Consider the following 18,990-nt stretch of genomic DNA (forward strand, 5'->3'; position numbering starts at 1 on the left):
CGCACTCTACAGTGTTATGCCCGGAACCCTTGTCATCTTTGCGCCACTCAATAGACTGACCCCCTAAGCGATAAGGATGACCCGATGATCACATTACCTGGGCCGCTAAGCCCTTCTCAACCCCTGACGCCGCCTGACCTGAGCACGCTTTCTGACAAGCTGCCGTTAATGAATAATGGCGCGTTCTCGCCTTCCGGCGGCATGACATCAATCGATTTTGGTCAGAACGGCAATAGCGGCACCGATCTTAATGCGCTGTTTGGCGAGAACGGCGGCGCCATGCAGGAGCAGCTGAATAATGAAATCGCCCAGACGCTGACCCAGTTGATCAGTGCCCTGCTTACCTCTTTGATGCCGCTGCTACAGCAGCTCACCGGCCAGCAGAATCAGCAACAGAGCGGACAACCCGCCTCCGGTAGCGGTGGTGGTGGCGGCGGTATGCCGCAGAACCTTGCGGCAGGCGGCGACCCAATGCAGCTAAATAGCGCTAACGGCGCTGGTCAAAGCATGCCTGCGACAGCGGGTACGCCAGGCCAGCCTCAGGTCAGCGCAGGCGGTCAGAATGGTGCGCCCGCCGGACTGGCCACCAGCGGCAGCGGTCAGAGCGTGACGCCATCGGGCAGCAGCGGGCTACATCTGCCGGAAGCGCTGAAGCCTTATGAAGGCGCAATTCAGAATGCAGCGGCGAAAACCGGCGTGCCGGGCGAAGTGCTGGCGGCGCAGATCTGGCAGGAGTCGCGCGGTAGCCTCGGTGCCAGCACGGTTAACGGCGGCAACGGGCTACAGGATAGCGGCCTGATGCAGGTCAACAGCAACACCTTTGCCGATCTGCAACGCAAAAATCCCGAGCTGTTAGGGCCGAATGCAGACGCCAATAATCCAACGGATAACATCATGGCTGGCGCGCTCTATATGAAAGAGCAGCTTAACGACTTTGGCGGCAATATGGGCGCGGCGCTGCGCGCCTATAACTCCGGCCCACTGAACGTTAACGTGGATAATCTCAACGATATCTCTAAAACCGGCACCGGCGATGCGACCTACGTGGATAAAGTCATGAATTTCTCTTCGATCATCAGCAGCGGCCAGGGCCAGCTGCCTGCCTGATAAAAAAAGTCCCTGCACATCGGTACAGGGACTTCTCAGCTACAATCCACGGCTTATGCAAAAGGCGGTGGATCTTTCTTATCCTTACCGCCTTTCTCCAGCGCGATAGAAACCGTATCGGTCGCCGCCGTCACCGCCCAGCCCACCGGGCCGCGCGCTGCGCTCATCGCGCCTTCCGCCAGGCCTTTCAGCCCGCCGGTAAAGACATCGCCCAGCGTCCGCGCCTCGCCAATGTTGTTAAACATTGGCGCCAGCACCGACTTCAGAATCGGAATGTTAGAGAAGATGCGGCCCATCTCGCCCATTCCCCACTGGAAGTTATCCTTATTGGTGCCATCTTTACGCACGTGCGTGTCTTTGGTCTGCGGCAGATTGCCATCGGCGGGCAGCGCGCTCAGTCCTTTTTCCGCAATATCCTTCAACACGCCCGCTTCCGTGCCGTGACGCGCATCGCCGGATTTGGTGATCCCTTCGATTTTGCCGTTGGTATGGACATCGCCGCGATCGCCGCCGTCACGATCGTTCAACCCTTTGACGCTGTTCAGCACGCGGGACATATTATAGGCCGCGTCCGCCCGGCTTTTTGGATCCGGGTTATTGGCGGTCCAGTCACCAAAGCGCTCCTTCAGCTGCGGCTGCTTGATATCTTTCTGATTGCCCAGGTTTTTCAACACCGGATTATCTTCCAGAATCTGCTCCGCGCTGCGGTTATCGCCCGGCGGACGCCCGGTCAGGTTCTCTTCCGTCGGCCTGATGCTGGTGTCTTGTTCGCTGCGCTGCACCTGACCACCCTCCTGCGCCATCAGCTGGGAAGGATCCTGCGCGCTCTGCGCCTGCTGGCTGCCCGCCGACTGGAACAGTGCCTGCATCAATGCCTGCAGGCCGATAAACATCATCAGCCCTTGCAGTATGCCGCCGCTCTGCTGTCCGCTGCCTGCCTGCAACGCATTGCCGGAGGCTTCGCCCAGCAGCGGCGCATTGGCCGCCGCGCCGCCGTAGTTAAGCACGCCGCCGGTGCTTTTCAGTGGGCTGGGCTGTGCGCCTGGGTTTTCCGCGGTGCCGGACGGCGGCGTGGGCAGATCGGGTAAAAGGGGGACTGCGCCCCCTCCGTTAACGTTCAATGCCATTATTTCACCCCGTTATTGGACCCGCCGCCCAGCAGTGACATTAACGCGTTCAGGCCGGTCAGCTGCATCGCTGAGTTCAGTAAATTACTCAGCATATTGCCGCCGCCAGACTGCGCTTTACCCTCGCCGCCCGCGGACTGACCGCCCGACTGCGCAGTCGGGTTACCGCCGCCCTGCTGCATGCCGGTCAGCTGCTGCATCATTTGCATCATCTGCTGCATCATCTGCTGTAGCTGCTGGATCATGCCATTGACGCCGCCCTGATTACCCTGCGCCGCCGGGCTGCCGCCAGACTGCGCGCCCGCCTGCTGCTGTGGAGCCTGGCTGCTTTCGCCGCCTTTCAGCATCTGCTGCAGGCCAAGCAGCATCAGCAGCTGTTGCAGCATCTGCGCAATACCGCCGCCTTTGCCGGCTGAAGAGAGCAACCCACCGTTTTGCGCGCCAGGCGGCTGCGCAATCAGGCTTTGTAAACCCGTTTTGCCGCCAGCGCCGCCGGTAGCGCCAGGGCCGCCCAGGCCACCACTCCCTAACAGGCCCAGCGCGCCCGAACCGGCATTCAGGCCGAAATCGAGCATATTGCCGCCGAGCTTGCCGCCTTTACCATTTTTGCCATCAATGCCGTTGGTATTAGGCCCGTTGGTGCCGTTATTGGTGCCGTTGGTGCTGTTGGCGTTGGTATTGGTGCGTGGGCCATTGGGTCCGATATCCTGACGTCCTTTACCTGATAAATCGGGTGGTGGCATGGTTGTTTTGCCCATGTTGCCCGGTCCGCCTAATTTGAATCCCATACATCCTCCGGTTAAACGTTACGTTTATGAATGAATTGAGCATCCCAGTCCGCCCTGTGCTTACGCCTTGCTGACATTTGTAACGGCATGGCAGGCTCTTGCTCACCTTGTAAGTGGCAAGCCAGAGCAAGGAGTTCCATCGAATGCGGGAGAGATGTGGCGCAGGCCACAGACACAAAAATTTCATCTGACGCCCTTGATGCATAAGGCATCGCCACAAGCGGCACGGCGAAAGGGATGCGCGATGCGCTGTCAGGAAATCCCTACAGCGCTGTTGTAAATCCCTACGAACTTATCAGCGCAGACTGATAGCTGTTGGCGATCGTTATGACGGAAAGTAAGCAAACCGAAGGGTTTTGTAATTTTTTATGAACCGGATGCCATAAAAAAAACTTCACATTTTACGTTGGTTTATCGACGTACCACTACACGCTGCAAATTTTATGTCGAGTCACTGGAGACATTATGGTTAAAGCAATTACTGCCAGCACGCGCTGCCCGACGCAGGAGAACCGACGCACCGGCCATGCTGAGATCGCCTCTCTGCATCCCGCGACGTTAACGGCCTGCAGCTTTCCGTCGGCGGATATTCATGCGCATCTGCACAAGCTGGTCGATACCATTGCGCCGCTTCATGTGGATGTACTGCTGGAAGGCGAAACCGGCACCGGTAAAGATACGCTGGCGCGCCGGATTTACGAACGTTCCGGCTGTCGCGGCCCGCTGGTGCCGGTTAACTGCGGCGCCATCCCGGAAACGCTGGCGGAAAGCGAGCTGTTTGGCGTGGTCTCCGGTGCTTACACCGGCGCCAGCCATTCACGTCCTGGTTATATTGAAGCGGCGAATCACGGCATTCTGTTTTTGGATGAAATCGACAGCATGCCGCTTACCGTGCAGGCCAAGCTGCTGCGCATGTTAGAGTCGCGCGCCATCGAGCGCCTTGGCAGCACGCGCTGCATTCCGCTTACGCTGCGCGTGATCGCCGCCGCCCAGACGCCGCTGGAACAGCTGGTGGCCGCAGGACGCTTTCGCCGTGACCTCTATTTTCGGCTGAACACCATTACGCTCTCGACGCCTACCATGCGTTCGCGTCCTGAGCTGATTATTCCGCTGTTTCGTCAGTTCACTCAGGATGCCGCACAGCGCCTGAATCAGCCGCTGCCGCCGCGCCAGCCGGGCCTGGATGAGGCGCTGCTGCTGCACAGCTGGCCGGGCAATATTCGCGAATTAAAAGCCGCCGCCGAGCGCTTTGTGCTTGGGCTGCCGGTGCTTTGCCAGCAGGGGCTGCCGCAGGCGGAGTCAATCATGCTGAAAGAGCGGCTGCGCCGTATCGAACGCAGCCTGATTGATGAATGTCTGCATCGCCACGGCAACCGCATCGATGATGTGGTACATGAGCTGGGCATCCCGCGCCGCACGCTCTATCATCGGCTAAAACAGCTGAAACTCAGCGCCTAATCCACCACCGCCGTCGCCTGTCGGCGGTTTTTTCTTTGCGCCGAAAAAAATTCTCTTTTTTATGGAACCCGCCCGCCGCGCTCGCCACTTAATAAGCGAAATCATCGCAGTACACTTTCAACCTTAACGAGGAAATAACCATGGGTATGACATCAGGTATCTCGAACATGATCACCGGCGGCGGCAGCTCACTGAGCCAGATTTCAGGCGCGCTGGGCGGGGCTGATTTTATGATGGAAATGCAGGGCGTACAGAGAGAGATGCAGCAGAACCAGGTGGCAAAGGCCAAACTGGATGCGGAAAACCAGCGCGTCAACGGCATCGCCGACAGTGCAGCGCAGGCCGGTTCAGCCGCCGCTCAGGTAAAAATTTCTTACTAAGCAGCGCGGGCGGGGAGGAGAACGCCACGCTCCTCCCTCTCTTTTCTTTAGCAGAAGAGCCGGACGATGAAAGTTAATAATACCTCGCCTTCCCTGACCACCTCGGTCACGTTAGAAGCGGACGACGCTTCACCCGAGGCGAATAAAGCCGATGCGCAATGGTTCAGCGCGGCGCTGAATGCGCCTGAATCCTCCGCCACGGCAGGCGGCACGCCCGATATTATCAGCACCCTGACCGGTGCCATTAGCCGCAACCAGCAGACGCAGCAAAGCGCTTTTCATGATTTGCAGGTGGCTTCGCGCTCCACCAGTTCCCAGGACTTCAGCGCCGCCAACGCCGCCCTGTCGGACTATTACGTGCAGAGCCTGATGAATGCCAAGATCATCGCCAAAGGCGTGCAGAGTCTGGATAAATTAACCAACCTACAGTAAACCCTATGCGATCTTTTCTGGTAAAAACCCTGCTGATCGGCTGTGTTGCCCTGTTGCTGAGCGGCTGCGGCGACGATACCGTTTTGAACAGCAATCTGGCGGAAAACGACGCCAACGATATTGTTGCTGAACTGAATCGCTACCATATTCCCGCCAGCAAGCGCGTGGATAAGACGGGCGTTTCGGTGTTGGTTACGCCGGAAAATATTGAGCGTTCGGTCAATATCCTTGAGGCCGCCGGGCTGCCGCGCAAAGCGCGTACCAATCTGGGCGAGGTTTTCCAGAAAAGCGGCGTGATCTCCAGCCCGATGGAGGAGCGGGCACGCTATATCTATGCGCTGTCGCAGGAGGTGGAATCCACGCTGGCACAGATCGACGGCGTGGTGGTGGCGCGCGTTCATGTGGTGTTGCCAGAGCGCATCGCGCCCGGCGAGCCGGTGCAGCCCGCTTCCGCCTCGGTGTTTATCAAATATCACGACTCACTCGATCCTGACAGCATCGAGCCGCGCATTCGCCGCCTGGTGGCTACCAGCATTCCCGGCCTGGTGGGGCGCGACGATCGCGATTTAGCCATTGTTTTTGTCCCGGCAAAAGTCTACGAGGATCGGGTCGAGACGGTGCAGATGGGGCCATTTACCCTCTCTCCCGGCCAGTTTTCACTGATAAAAGGCGTGCTGAGCGTAGCGGGGATCCTGCTGCTGCTGATCGTGGGCGTGATGGTGCTGCGCTCCGGTAAAAAAGGCGCGCGTACGGCGGTCGCCAACCCAGGGAAACCGTCATGAATGCGCAATGGCTGACGTGGTGGCACAGCGGTTACTGGCAAACAGCGCATGACAGCTGGCGTCAGGATCGCTGGTTTACGCTGCCGGAGACGCATCGGCTGATGCTGACACGGCTACGCGCGGCGGATATTGGCCGCCAGTGGGGCGTGGAGGCTGCGCCGCTTGCGCCGCCCCAGCCGCTGCTGCTTAACCTGCTGGCGCTCAATCAACAACAAAAAACGCGGCTGCTGACGCTCACCGAGGCGATTTGCGGCGCAGAGACCGGGTTACCCGGCGAAGAGAAAATCTGGTGCCGACGGCTGGCAAAGGGCATCCGCCCGGAAAGCTGGCTGCCGGAAACGTTTTACGCGCATCCCTCGGCGCTGACGCTGCTCCAGGCGCGCTGGCCCAACTGCTGGACGCGCCTGCGCATGGCGTTTCCGCGCGATGCGGCGCTCGCCTGCCCGGCCATGCCGCCGGATCTGCCTGTGCGGCGGCTGCAACCGCTCTGGGAAGCCGCGCTGTGGCGCTGCCAGGCCGGGGAGGAAAACGATGTGGCAGCTTAGGCGACTCGCCTGTTTCACGCCGCCGGAGCCGCAACAGCCGCTGATCGCGCGCGAAGCGCTGGCGCAACAGCAGCAGGCGCAGCAGATCATTAACGAGGCGGAGCAACAGGCGCAAAGGCTGCTGGACGAGGCGCACCAGCAGGCGCAACAGATTCAGCAACAGGCCGAGGCGGAGTCTGCCGCACTGCTTGCGCAAGAGCAGGCGCATTTCTGGCAGCAGGCGCAAATGCTGTTTGACGACTGGCAAACCGCACGCGAAACGCAGCAGCAGCAGGTGGTCACGCTCGCCAGCGAACTGCTGGCGCAAGCGCTGGCGCACTGTCTGGCGGAGGTGCCGCCAGCGGCGCGTCTGGCAGCGTTGCTGACCCAGCTGATGAACCGCTCGCCAGCCGACACGCAGGCGACGCTTTACTGCGCGCCCTGTCAGCAGCCAGCGCTGGTCGCCTGGCTCAACGACCATCCCGCGCTGCGCTGGCAGCTGACGCCTGACGAACGGCTGGAGCAGGAGCACCTGCGGCTGGTCACCGCGCAGGGCGAACTCTCTGTCAGCTGGCAGGCGCTCTGCGCGACGCTACGCGGCGGATAATTTTTTACGCCGCACGGAACCCAACGGTAAACGGTGCCACTCAAGAGTGAACCTTAAACCAGAGGAGTTCGATCATGCCTTCCGGAGATGCGCTGCAACGCCGCTTGTCTACTCAATCCAGCCGTGTCCATAACGAGACCTATCAGTTTGCCAAAGAGATGTCTGGCCAGCCGTTTAGTCTCAGCGATATGTACGCCTTCCAAAACCAGCTGTTGGATATGTCCAACGCCAGCTGGGCCAGCTCGCAATATACCCAGTTTAAGTTCGGTATCCGCAAAGCGATTATCGATGCCATTAACTGATGCGCGTTAACTGGCGGCAGCCGCTCGCTGCCGCTAACAGGCTTTCCCGTTTCAATGATTGTCAGAAGAAAGGAGTAAGGTGTGATCACCCTGCCCGCTGTTAAACGGCTGCTGCGCTGGACAGCCGCCCTGCTATTGCTGTGCGCTGGCACGCTACACGCCAGCACCCCGGAAGCCTGGAGAAATGGCGCTTACGCCTATTCCGCCGATAACACGCCGCTCAGCATTATTTTGGAAGATTTCACCAACAGCTTCGGCGTGGATATTAATCTCGGCACGCTGCCTGACAGCAATGTCACCGGCCGCCTGCGCGCCGTCAGCCCGGAAGCCTTTCTTAACCGGCTGGCGCTGGAGTATCGCTTTCAGTGGTTTGTTTATAACAACACGCTTTACGTCAGTCCGCTGGCGGCGCAGACCTCGCGTCGGCTGGAAATTTCGCCCGATGCCGCGCCCGATATCAAACAGGCGCTGAAAGGCGTCGGCCTGCTGGAGCCGCGCTTTGGCTGGGGCGAACTGCCTGACGAAGGCGTGGTGCTGGTCACCGGCCCGCCGGAGTATGTCAATCTGATCGCCGATTTCGCCAAAAAGTCAGATACGCCGAAAGAAGATAAAGAACCCAAAGAGATGATGGCGTTTCCGCTGAAATATGCCTCGGTCGCCGATCGTAATATTCGCTATCGCGATCAAACGCTGCTGGTGCCGGGCGTGGCAACCATGCTCAATGAACTGCTGGGTCAAAGCGGCGGCGACAGCGCCAAAGGCATGAGCAGCGGTCAGGGCGGCGAGGACGGCATGGAGCAGATGCGTATGGAATCGCAGGGCATTCTTAATCAGCTGGTGGGCCGCGGTTCACATGGTAATAGCCATTCCGACGGCGGCGCGCCTGCAAACGTGATGGCCGGGCGCGTCTCTGCCGATGTACGCAACAATGCCCTGCTGGTACGTGACGATCCGAAATATCGCAGTGCCTATCAGTCGTTGATTGCCACCATCGATGTGCCGCAGAAGCTGATTGAAATCGATGCGCTGATTGTGGATATCGACCGCAGCGAGCTGGCGCGTCTTTCCACCAGCTGGGCCGGTCAGTTTGGCAACGTCACCGGCGGTTCTACGCTGTTTTCCGGCCCCAGCACGCTGTTTGTCACCGATTTCCGGCGCTTCTTCGCCGATATTCAGGCGCTGGAAGGCGAAGGCACCGCCTCGATTATCGCCAATCCTTCAATCATGACGCTGGAAAACCAACCGGCGGTGATCGATTTCAGCGATACCGCGTTTATTCGCGCCATTGGCGAGCGGGTCGCGGATATTCAGGCGGTTACCGCCGGTACCAGCCTGCGCGTGACGCCGCGCGCGATCGGCAGCGTCAAATCGTCGGTACAGCTGATTGTGGATGTCGAGGATGGCAAGCTGGATAAGAACGATGATGGCGAAGCCGAAGGCACCAGCAACGGCGTGATCAGTACCCAGGCGCTGGTGCAGGAGCGGCGTTCGCTGGTGATGGGCGGTTTCCATACCAAGCAGAGCGGCGATCGCGAACGGCGTATTCCGATCCTCGGCAGCATTCCGTTGATCGGCAAACTCTTTACCTCAACCCAACATGAAACCTCGCAGCGCGAGCGGCTGTTTATCATCACGCCGCATCTGGTGGGCGATCAGGTTGATCCTTCGCGCTATATCGCTGAGGAAAACCGCAGCCAGCTGAATGATGCGATGGGCGACGTCAATCGCCGCCACAAATATACCGATATGAAAAGCCTGGTGGAAACGGCGCTGCGCGATTTGGCTGAAAACCGGCTGCCCACCGGCTTTTCTACCGGCGGCAGCGGCCAGACGCTGAGCGCGCTGTGCAACTTGCCGGGCGGCCTGTTTAACGACTATCGCCGTCACCAGTGGTATCACAGCAGCTCGGTGCAGCTCACCGTGGGCGTGATTACCAATAACAGCAACGTGACGCAGCGCTTTGATGAAGCGACCTGCCGCAGCGATCGTACGCTGGCGGTTGCCGTCTGGCCGCGTTCGCAGCTGCGCCCTGGGGAATCCGCCGAGGTTTACGTCGCGTTTGAGCCGGGCGCCGTGGCGCGACCGGGCCGCGTTTCGCTGCTCTCTTCCACCACCACCGGCAGCCGCCTGCTGCGTTAAGGAGCGCTATGTTACAGAAACTGTTTTTTACCGGCCTGCTCGGCCTGCTGCTGAGCGCTTGTGCGCCAAAAGCGCCGTCCGGCTGTCAGGATATGCGCTGTCGTCCGCAATCTGACCTGCAACACCTGACGATCTGGTGGCAGCCGGAACTGCGTAACGGCCCTTACGATTACACCCAGGTGCAGGTTCATCCCTGAAAACATGAAAAGGAGTAGTACATGGCTCTGCCTTCCGTTATCGCCGGTGCCGCAACCGTTGCGCGTACGGTCAGTCATGTTGGCGTACGTAGTGCGAAACCCGCCGTCACTCAGGGTGCCGCCCGCGCCACCCAACGTAGCAGCGGCAATCTGTTACAGGGCGCCGCGCGTGCCCCCGCTTCGGCAAAACAGCAGGCGGGCGCGACCTCTTTGCGGCGGCGGCAGTCGCAGCCGGAAGCGCGCCTGAAAACGGAAACGAGCCCGGCGCAGCGGCGGCGTCACTCCACCGGCGAAAAAGAGGCATTACCCACCGACAACTGGCCACTGAACAAGCCGCCTGCGCGCCGCCACTCGGTTGATGGCGCGCCTGCGGAAACGCCGAGACCCGCCGCGCCCACGCGTCGTCATACGCTTGATGGCGCGGACGCCGGTACGCAAAAGCCTGTGCTGCCTGAGCGTCGTCACTCTCTCGACAGCGCGCCGTCCAGCGCGCCAAAACCGGCGGGCCCGGCGCGTCGCCATTCGCTGGATACCTCGCCGCCGCCCGCCGCCAGGCCGCCGCGCCATGAGGGTATCTCTTCAGAATCGCTGACCGACTGGAGCAGCAATATGCTGCAACTTATCGATATGGTGGCCGAGCGCCACGCCACCAAACTCAGCGCAGATGAAAAAAGCAAACTGGAGACGAAACAGGCGCAGCGCCAACGGCTGGAGCAGGATTCCGCTGAAGTGCGCCCACCCGCCAGCGCTTCCACGCCGCCAGCTGCTGCCGGTACGCAGGCAGCCAACGGTGCCGCCCCGCCGCCGCCTCCGCCGGGCGCGCCGGGAACCCAACCTGCTAACGCCGCCCCCTCTCAACCGGCCGCGCCGGGTACGCAGTTAAACAGCCTCTCGCTTAACGCCGGGCGCCTGCATGTTAACGCTTCGCCCGCGCTTCAGCCGCTGCTGGAGCAGACGCTGGCCAAAGCCGATCAGCGCTATCGCTGGCACGCCAGCGGCGACGCGCATCAGCATGTGTTACTCGACCATCGCGGACGCTTGCTTAATCTTCAGGATTCGCCGCTGGCCTTTACCGCCGTCGCGCACAGCCAGCCGGTGGCATCGGACCACCAGCCACGGCTGGATAGCGCCGGTCAACGCGTCGCCCTGCATCACAACGGCGCGCTTACGCATCGCCCGCTGCCGGATCAGGCGGTTCAGTCGCTGCTTACCGGTATTTACAGCCATCAGGCCGTTAACGGCGCGCAAAGCGAGCATCTGCGCCTGCATGAAAACCGTCTGCATCGCTTTGATGCTGCCCACCAGCGCTGGGAGCCGATGCACGGCGTTGATGATAAAACCTTCGATAAGCTCAGCCGTCAGGGTAACAATCAGCTGTATGCCATTCAGGGTGATAAACGCCTGCACAACCTGAGCCAGCAGCAAAAAAGCCTGATGTTTAACGACAAGATCGCCGCGTTTAGCGCAGGCGCGCAGGGCGAACTGGCGGTGGTGCTGAAAGATAAAGAGTCTCATGCCCAGCAGCTGCAATTGATGAGCGGCATTAACGCGCCCGACTGGCAAAGCCCGACGCTGAAAATGAAGCAGAGCGTTAACGGCCAGTCAGGCGATTTCCATCTCGGCGGCATCGCGCTGCATGACAACCAGATCCTCGCCATCGATCCCCATGGCAAACTGTTTAGCGCCGCGCGTCCCGGCAACGATGCCCGCGAGGTGAACTTTACCCAAGACAGCCGCAACCAGGCGATTGTTAACGCCTTTGGCGAAGGCGCGCAGATTACCGCGCTGCACAGCAACGGCCAGGGCGAACTGCACGCGGTGGTCAAAGATCGGCTGGATAATGAACACAGCTGCCGCCTCGACAGCCAGGGCGTAACGCCCGGCTGGAACCTGAGCGAAAGCATGGTGATGGATTATCAAAAAGGGCTGCGGCGCAAAGCGCCGCTGCCGCACGCGGTGGTGGATTCCGGGCGGCTTGGCAAGCTGGCGCTGATGGATGGCAAAGTCCATTTTTATGATACGACCGCGCAGCGCTGGGAGCCCACCTCCGAAAAGGCCGACCGCCTTATTCGCGGCAACGACGGCTTACCCTTGAAGATTGAAGGCGGTGAAGTCAAGCCGCTGAAAATCAATCAGGCGGGCAATAAAACCTCGCATAACAACAACCTGTTCCAGCTGACGCAGGTTAAAAACAGCATCAAAGCGGATCTGGCGCTGCACGGTCTCGGCAAAGAGAGTAAAACGCAGGCTGTCGCCTCGCTGGGTAATGGTCGGCTGCTGGCGCTGGACGAGAGCGGCGAGATGCGCCTGCATCACATCGCCTCGGGAATACGCCGCGATCGCCAGGCGCCGCAGAGCATTACCAAAGCGGGTCTGCCCGCCACGCAGGGATTAACCGGCGAAGCGGCGAAACAGGCGCAGCTCAAAGATATGGCGGTAAACGAACATAACAAACTGTTTGGCCTGAGCGGCGGCGGCGCGTTGTTTATGCTGGATGACAAAGACTGGCAGGGCAACAACGGCGGCGGCTGGCAGCCGATTACGCATCTGCCCGCCAGCCTCGGCACCCTTGCCAGCCTGCATACCGATGGGCAGGGCCGCCTGATGGTGGCAGATAATGAGGGCAACGCCGCCCGGCTGGAGGCAGGCAGCTGGCAACCAATAGATAAACAGCAGGCGCTGGAGACGCAGCAAAATAACCGCTCCGCCAGAACCTTTGACCGGCTGGGCGAGGCCGGTAAATCGGGCCGCATTCCCGGAACGAATGTCACTTATAAACGCGAAATCGATCTGTTCGGCAGCAGCGGCAGCGACACCTCGAAGGTCAATAGCCCGTTCAAAAAGCGCATGGAGGCGTTTGTGCTGCGCACCTCCGGCGGCGGCTGGCCACGACCGATGAAAAATCTCGGCAATGAAGTTAAGCATCGCCTGCAGGGACGTGAAGGGCTTAGCAGCCTGTATCAGGCGCAAAATGATATCGCCATGAAGATCACCGCGCAGCATACTTCGTTGCCTCAGCCACAGACGGCGCTGGAGCAGCGCCTGGATCGGCTGAATATCAAAAACCAGGATGCGGCGCTGCATCAGGAGATCACCGATTTTGCGGAAGAGCTGGGCCATAGTCTGATGCTGCAAAGTCGGGCGGTTGGGCAACATTACGGCGTGCTGGATGATAAAAATCAGCTCAATACCGATGCGAAGAAGTTAAAGAATACCCATAACGGCCATCTGAATAGCGCGCGCAACCGCGATACCAGAATGGTCAGCACCCTACAGCGGCTGATCAAAAACAACCCATCGGCCCATACCGCACCGGCGTTGCAGGTGATTAACGGTATGCAAATGAATCATTTAACTATCGATCATCTCAAGCACAACACCGATAAACCGGTACGCGACAGCAGCGACGAGCTGGGACTGGTGAAGTCACGCCTGTTTCTGGATGCCATGACCCAACAGGATCTGCACAGCGCGCTGAACATTTACCAGCGCAGCCTGCAAATGGGCGACGATCCGGCAACGGCGCGCGCGGCGCTGCAAACGCGTATCCGTGAACTGCGCGATCAAAAATGGAGCGGCGATCCGGTGAAAAAACTCACCGATCAGGGCTTTGCTAATTTGCATCAGGTGGAGGCGAATTATGATGCTATCAAGAAGATGACCAACGCCTTCGCCAAACCGCATCACGGCCTGAACGTTACCTCGCGCACGGTGTTTAACGCGCCGAGCCAGACCGCGTTAGTGGAAAGCCTGGCGCAAGAGCTGAAGTCATTGAATAACGGCGAGAGCCTGACCTTTAACAGCAACTATGGCGCTTTTGCCGCCGCCGCCGTGCTGCCGGGCACCGAGGCGCTGAGCCTGGCCGGTGGACGCGCCAATGCCGATCGCGGCTACAGCCTGGCCTTCGCCCGGGGCGAAGATGGGTTAACGGTCACGGTTGGGCGTAACGGCGCAGGCGGTTTCACCCCTTTTACCGGCGTCGGCCACAATATGCTTACCGGCCACGTTAATCCCGATAATGTGAAGTTCGGTAAGGATGGCAGTCATCGCGCGTCACCGGCGGTCAGGCTGGGCATGGTCGCCTCACTGAATATGCAGCGTCAGTCGCAAAACAGCGTCACCTTTAGCCTGGCTGACAACGAGCTGAACGCGTTCCTGAACCGCCTGGCCAGCGACCAGATCGATCCACTGGAGCTGCTGGATAAGGGCAACGAACACAAAGTGAAAAACGGCTCCACCTGGACCGCCAGCCTGGATACCAGCGCCGCCGCGCAGGCCAGTGTCGGCTTGCCGATGACCAATAGTAATGAAAAGAATCACGTTGCTCAGACGCGTTTTGGCGGCGGCGTAGCGGCTAACCTTAACATTGCCGCCGCCTCACGGGAGCGCAACAATAACGGTAACGCCAGCACCAACAAACAGACCAGCAGCAATAATCGCGTACGCTTTTTCAATCAGGGCGCGGCGGAAGCGCGTTTTATGTCGCCGAGCGGGATGGTAAATCGTACTGATCAGGCGCGACAGCCGATTATGGCCGTCACCGGCGCAGGCATGCGTTTTAGTTTTGATAACCGCACCAAACAGGCGTTAAGTCTGGAACTGACCCAGCCGCACCGTCTGGCGGCGACGCACCTTGATAAGCTAAGCGAGAGCCTGGGCAAAGCCTTTACCGATCGCGATACGGCGAAGTTAATCGATTCGCTTAAAGATCCCGCCGCCGACAGCGGCAAAACCGCAAAAACCAGCGATGAAAAGCTGGATGCGCTGCTTAACCATTTTGCTCAGCATGAAGCGCAGGGCAACGTCACTAATAACGCTCAGTACAGCGCCATCCGTGAGCTGGTGAAGCTGCGCCAGCAGCGGGAAGCGCTTAACCTGCGCGTCCCCCTGCCCGGCGGCGCAGAGACGCAATCCACCTATAATAACCTTGCCAAAATAGACAGTAACGGGCTGCTGCACTGGATCGGCGATATGTTAAGCCATGAAACGCAGTCCAATCATGAGCTTAGCAACGCCAACCGTATTCGCGGCATGATGCAGCAGGACGCGCACTTAAGCGGCCTGATCAAACAGATGCAGCTTTCCGCCGATACCCAGGCGGTGGTCACGCTGGAGCCGAAAGATGATGTGAAAGAGCAGCTTAACGCGGACTGGCTGGCCGGGCGCATCAGCCGTGGCGAGCTGGAAGCGCGCCTGAGAACGCACAGTAATATGCGCATCAAATCGGTCGCCTTTACCGAAAGCAAGAGCAAAAGCGATGGCGTTTCCACCCCACAGTTTTTGCTGGGCGGCGGTAGCAACGTCTCTATCGCCAAAAGCCGCAACCTTGGCAAAATCAGTTTCAGCTACGGACGCGATCAGCAAAGCCCGCTTGCTTATACGCTGGAAGGCGAGCTGGCTAAACGCAGTACCGCTCAGCTGGCGCAGCCGTTGCAGGCCGCGCAGCAGGACGGTCGGGTAGTTAAAAGTTAACGGAGTCGATAATGGATAGCCTTTATTTGCAGCGCCTGCTGGAACAGTATGGCCGTACCCTGGATACCGAACTGACGCTGGAAAACGGCGTGTGCGTGTTGCTTGATGCGCAACAGCAGGAGCTGGTTACCCTGGAGTCGCCGCCGGGCGAAAACCTGCTGCTGCACTGTCAGATTATGTCGCCGCAGGAGATGCGCGACGATCCGGCGCTGTGGCGCGCGCTGCTGGCGATGAATTTTGAGCTGGATGCAATGCGCGGCTGCTGGCTGGCGCTGGATTCTGAGGTGGCGCTGCGGCTCTGTAGCCAGCAGGCGCTGGAGCATCTGGACGCGCCGCGCTTCACGCAGCTGGTGAATAATTTTATCGACCAGGGCCGCCAGGTACGTGAGTTTATGCCTGTGCTGCTGGCGCGACTGGCGGAGACAGCGGACGCTGTGGCCTGACTTCGGCGGCAGGAGGCAACGGCATAACATTTTATGCCGTTTCTTCAGGTGCCTGCCTGAACAGCGCTTGCGCCATGGCAGCAATTCTTTTTTCCTGCATCAGCCTGTCGCGCCACGCCTACGGTATACCTGAGTAACCATACAACGCACCGGCAATCTGACCTGCCGTGGCGGCTACGCTGTCGGCATTGCCATGCTGGCATAAGATCATTCTACCGCCAGTTGCCGCAGCGCGTTTTCTCGCGCTTCCCTGATGGATAAAGGTGCACCCTGATCAAATATCGTCAGGCTTACGCTGTTTTCCCCGTCAGTAAAAATTTGGGCGGAAGATGAGTCATCTGCGGAGTACCAAAGTTCTCTGGAGAAATCATCCCTTACTGGATAGTAGCCGAGCGAAGCAAGATAGCGTTTGCGTATCCTGTGTGCCGTAAAATTCAATGGTAGCTGTCCCTGGCGAGAGGCCATCTTGCGCACGGATGCTAATCATATAGTCGTTAGTAAGTCTTGGTGCCTGCTTGAGCTCATCGGGTGTAAAAAAGTAATACTAAACCACTCCTTTTCCGTATAGTCAGTCTTCAGCGTCATTAGCTTTATCGCTATAACACTGAAAACAACCGGCAATAAAAGCAGCGGCAAACCCACCGCACAGCCGATATTTTTAAGTTTATCATCCATTATTCAAATTCAGGATTTGGATGTGTGGAAAGCCAGCCAAACGGCGGCGAAGCCTGCATATTCTCAAACTTAACGGCGGTGGTCATCATCTTCTCTAAAGCGATACTGTGACGCTGTCCCAGATTTCTGTGCATCAAGTCAACAACCTTCCAACGATCGCTCATATCTTCTCTTCCTGAAATGATAATGAAAGCGGACTTACGCCAGCAGGCAATAAAGAAGATAAAAAGCGCAGGATTTAATTAGCGGGATGAAATAAAATTTCTTTTGATGCAGATTAATTTTTATCAACTAATAGCAAGTAGTTAGTCATTATTATTCGTTACTTAATTAAGTAATAAATATACCTACTCATAATAACGAAGAAGGAGTAACGAATCAGAAGGTCGGGAAAGTGATATACTTATTCCTCTTCCAGCTCAATCACCTCATCCAGATAATGGTCTTCCAGCTCACGCAGCAGGCGATAAACCTGAGCCACCGCTTTCAGGGTTTCGCGCGGGATCCACTCGCCTTCCGCCGTGGTGCGATACAGCGTACGCGTCAGCCAGATATAACGGATCACCGGAACCTTGGCGCGCTGCGCCTGCTCAATCAAATAGTGCGCATCATCATCGCTGGCCTTAAACAGCAGGCGCGGCAGCGGCGTTTCGCCTGGACGATAATAAAGCCCGACGGCGAAGTGGGTGGGGTTAACCAGTAGCACATCCGCTTCCTCTACCGCTACCTGACGCGGCGCCTGCGGCGCTTCGTTAAGGATCTCATGCGCCACCTGGCGGCGATGCCCTTTCATATGCGGATCGCCTTCGCTCTGCTTAAATTCGTTGCGAATATCTTCATGACTCATGCGCTGCTGTTTCAGGTAAAAATACTTTTGCAGGCCAAAATCCAGCGCGCTCAGCGCCAGCAACGCCAGCAGCACCTGACGCGCCGCTTTGATAAACAACGTCAGCACACCGTGCCAGAAGGTATTGAGATCGGTCTGCGCCAGCCGCGCCAGATTGCCGATCTCCGGCGCCAGCGCCAGCCACAGCACCACGCCAATCACGCCCGCTTTAAGAATGCTGGTGAGCAGCTGGGTAAACTGACGCGCCGAGAACATATTTTTAAAGTGGTTGACCGGATTAAGGCTGTCCAGCTTCGGCATCATCGCCTCGACGGCAAACAACGGCCCGAACTGTAGCCAGCCGCCGACAATACGCAGCACGATGGCGATGGCACCAATGATTACGGAAAACAGCAGCAGCACCAGCAGCGAATTGGTCAGCACCTCTTCCATCGCATGGCCAAAAGGCTGATCGATGCGCGTCAGCGGCAGCATAATCATCGATTCCATGCGCTGCATGCCGCTGTCCACCAGCGCAAAAATGGCCTCAAGAATGCCGATGGAAATCAGCAGCTTCGGGATATCCTGACTCTGGCTGACCTGCCCCTTTTTGCGTGATTCCTGGAGTTTTTGCGGGGTGGCGTCTTCAGTTTTTTCACTCATGCCCCGCTCCCTTCGCCGCAAACAGATGGGGGAAAATCGCGCTCAAGTCGCGCAGCTCAAACAGGCGCTCACCGGCCAGATGATTCAGCAGCGGCAGATATAAAACAAAAAACAGCAGCCCCAGCAGACATTTCAGCGGGATCGCCAGCACCGTGGCCTGAATCTGCGGGCTGTAGATACTGATAATCCCCACCGCGAAATCCAGCAGCAGCAGCAGCCCCACCAGCGGCCCGGCATACAGCACCATAGTGACAAAGGTCTCTTTCAACAGATCCAGCCAAACGTGCCAGCCCTGCTCGCTTAACGGCGGCAGCCATGCCAGCGGCGGCCAGATACGGTAACTGTCCCACAGCAGCTGCGTAATGGCGCTGAGGCCCGGCCCGACCATCAGCAACAGAATAATCACCTGCTTCATCAGATAGCCGAGCGGCGTGGCGTCCGGCCCCAGCTGTGGGTTGATCTGTCCGCCCATCAACGCGCCGCGCTGGTTATCAAACAGCGCGCCGACCGATTCATACATCCAGAACGGCAGGCCGATGATCAGGCCAATCAGCGTGCCGAGGATCAGCTCTTTAATCGCGATTGCCGCCACGCCCGGCAGCGACAACGAGGCATTGAGCATATCGCCATATAATACCGGCGCGATAAACAGCGCCAGCGCCACCACAATCGCGGTACGCAGCGTGCCTTTAATTACGGAAAATGAGAAAATCGGCGTCAGCAGCAGGCAAGGGAAAATACGCGCCATACCCAGCAGCAGCGCCAACAGCGCGTTAAACAGCTGGTCCAGCGCATCGCTCCACAGCATTAGCTGCCCACCCGCGACATCATGGCGAAAGCGTTCTGCGTCAGCTGGATAAGTTCCACCCCGACCCAGCGCCCGGTCATCGCCAGCGTAATGCCCACCGCCACCAGCTTCAGGCAAAACGGCAGCGTCTGGTCCTGTAACTGCATCGCCGCCTGCACCAGCGAAATCACAATGCCCACCAGCACCGCCACAATCAACGGCGGCGCGGAAAGCAGCACCACCAACAGCATCGCCTGGCGGAAAAACGTCAGAATCTCCAT

At 58.7% G+C, this 18,990-nt stretch carries 18 protein-coding genes and 1 pseudogene; 12 read left to right on the plus strand and 7 right to left on the minus strand.

Annotated elements, in window-relative coordinates; genetic code table 11:
- Positions 1-84: 84 nt before the first annotated feature.
- Entirely contained in the window at positions 85-1,107 is a 1,023-nt protein-coding gene (locus J2X14_RS09105; protein ID WP_352410898.1) for a lytic transglycosylase domain-containing protein, read from the plus strand.
- Positions 1,108-1,160: 53 nt separating this feature from the next.
- On the opposite strand, the gene J2X14_RS09110 is transcribed toward J2X14_RS09105, so the two are convergent.
- Positions 1,161-2,234: a hypothetical protein gene (locus J2X14_RS09110; protein WP_352410899.1), complete on the minus strand. Its 1,074-nt coding sequence runs from the start codon at positions 2,232-2,234 to the stop codon at positions 1,161-1,163.
- Complete coding sequence (locus J2X14_RS09115; protein ID WP_352410900.1) at positions 2,234-3,022, minus strand: hypothetical protein; 789 nt, start codon at positions 3,020-3,022, stop codon at positions 2,234-2,236. The genes J2X14_RS09110 and J2X14_RS09115 overlap by 1 nt, the downstream gene beginning before the upstream one ends.
- Positions 3,023-3,487: 465 nt before the next feature.
- On the opposite strand from J2X14_RS09115, the gene J2X14_RS09120 reads away from it, so the two are divergent.
- The 11 genes from J2X14_RS09120 (at position 3,488) to J2X14_RS09170 (ending at position 15,758) form a co-directional block, all read left to right on the plus strand.
- The gene (locus J2X14_RS09120) at positions 3,488-4,480 is read left to right on the plus strand and encodes a sigma 54-interacting transcriptional regulator (protein WP_352410901.1); all 993 of its coding nucleotides are present in this window, start codon (positions 3,488-3,490) and stop codon (positions 4,478-4,480) included.
- A gap of 140 nt (positions 4,481-4,620) precedes the next feature.
- Complete coding sequence (locus tag J2X14_RS09125) at positions 4,621-4,860, plus strand: hypothetical protein (RefSeq protein WP_352410902.1); 240 nt, start codon at positions 4,621-4,623, stop codon at positions 4,858-4,860.
- A gap of 66 nt (positions 4,861-4,926) precedes the next feature.
- Positions 4,927-5,292, plus strand: a complete 366-nt coding sequence (locus J2X14_RS09130; RefSeq protein WP_352410903.1) for an EscF/YscF/HrpA family type III secretion system needle major subunit — start codon at positions 4,927-4,929, stop codon at positions 5,290-5,292.
- A 5-nt stretch (positions 5,293-5,297) separates the two neighbouring features.
- Positions 5,298-6,074: a type III secretion system inner membrane ring lipoprotein SctJ gene (gene sctJ / locus J2X14_RS09135; protein ID WP_352410904.1), complete on the plus strand. Its 777-nt coding sequence runs from the start codon at positions 5,298-5,300 to the stop codon at positions 6,072-6,074.
- Positions 6,071-6,619 (plus strand): serine kinase, encoded by a 549-nt coding sequence (locus tag J2X14_RS09140; protein WP_352410905.1) that lies wholly within the window; start codon positions 6,071-6,073, stop codon positions 6,617-6,619. The genes sctJ and J2X14_RS09140 overlap by 4 nt, the downstream gene beginning before the upstream one ends.
- On the plus strand, positions 6,606-7,205 hold the full coding sequence (gene sctL, locus J2X14_RS09145) for a type III secretion system stator protein SctL (RefSeq protein ID WP_352410906.1): 600 nt from the start codon (positions 6,606-6,608) through the stop codon (positions 7,203-7,205). Before J2X14_RS09140 ends, sctL begins: the two co-directional genes overlap by 14 nt.
- A gap of 74 nt (positions 7,206-7,279) precedes the next feature.
- On the plus strand, positions 7,280-7,507 hold the full coding sequence (locus tag J2X14_RS09150; RefSeq protein ID WP_352410907.1) for an HrpF protein: 228 nt from the start codon (positions 7,280-7,282) through the stop codon (positions 7,505-7,507).
- 81 nt (positions 7,508-7,588) lie between these two features.
- Complete coding sequence (gene sctC / locus J2X14_RS09155; RefSeq protein ID WP_502889982.1) at positions 7,589-9,646, plus strand: type III secretion system outer membrane ring subunit SctC; 2,058 nt, start codon at positions 7,589-7,591, stop codon at positions 9,644-9,646.
- A gap of 8 nt (positions 9,647-9,654) precedes the next feature.
- Positions 9,655-9,843: an HrpT family type III secretion system protein gene (gene hrpT, locus J2X14_RS09160; RefSeq protein ID WP_352410908.1), complete on the plus strand. Its 189-nt coding sequence runs from the start codon at positions 9,655-9,657 to the stop codon at positions 9,841-9,843.
- 21 nt (positions 9,844-9,864) lie between these two features.
- Complete coding sequence (locus J2X14_RS09165) at positions 9,865-15,315, plus strand: AvrE-family type 3 secretion system effector (RefSeq protein WP_352410909.1); 5,451 nt, start codon at positions 9,865-9,867, stop codon at positions 15,313-15,315.
- Between the two features lie 11 nt (positions 15,316-15,326).
- Positions 15,327-15,758 (plus strand): type III secretion system chaperone, encoded by a 432-nt coding sequence (locus tag J2X14_RS09170; protein ID WP_352410910.1) that lies wholly within the window; start codon positions 15,327-15,329, stop codon positions 15,756-15,758.
- 31 nt (positions 15,759-15,789) lie between these two features.
- Here the strand turns inward: J2X14_RS09170 and J2X14_RS09175 are convergent.
- The 5 genes and pseudogenes from J2X14_RS09175 to sctS all read right to left on the minus strand — a co-directional run bounded on the left by J2X14_RS09175 (position 15,790) and on the right by sctS (position 18,990).
- Positions 15,790-16,017, minus strand: a pseudogene (locus J2X14_RS09175) (ADP-ribosylglycohydrolase family protein).
- A 415-nt stretch (positions 16,018-16,432) separates the two neighbouring features.
- The gene (locus J2X14_RS09180) at positions 16,433-16,597 is read right to left on the minus strand and encodes a hypothetical protein (protein WP_352410911.1); all 165 of its coding nucleotides are present in this window, start codon (positions 16,595-16,597) and stop codon (positions 16,433-16,435) included.
- Positions 16,598-16,836: 239 nt separating this feature from the next.
- On the minus strand, positions 16,837-17,922 hold the full coding sequence (gene sctU, locus J2X14_RS09185; RefSeq protein WP_352410912.1) for a type III secretion system export apparatus subunit SctU: 1,086 nt from the start codon (positions 17,920-17,922) through the stop codon (positions 16,837-16,839).
- Positions 17,915-18,730, minus strand: a complete 816-nt coding sequence (gene sctT / locus J2X14_RS09190) for a type III secretion system export apparatus subunit SctT (protein WP_352410913.1) — start codon at positions 18,728-18,730, stop codon at positions 17,915-17,917. Before sctT ends, sctU begins: the two co-directional genes overlap by 8 nt.
- Positions 18,730-18,990, minus strand: a complete 261-nt coding sequence (gene sctS, locus J2X14_RS09195; protein WP_085068171.1) for a type III secretion system export apparatus subunit SctS — start codon at positions 18,988-18,990, stop codon at positions 18,730-18,732. The genes sctT and sctS overlap by 1 nt, the downstream gene beginning before the upstream one ends.

Source organism: Mixta sp. BE291, assembly GCF_031457955.1.
In the GTDB taxonomy this organism is placed as follows: Bacteria; Pseudomonadota; Gammaproteobacteria; order Enterobacterales; family Enterobacteriaceae; genus Mixta.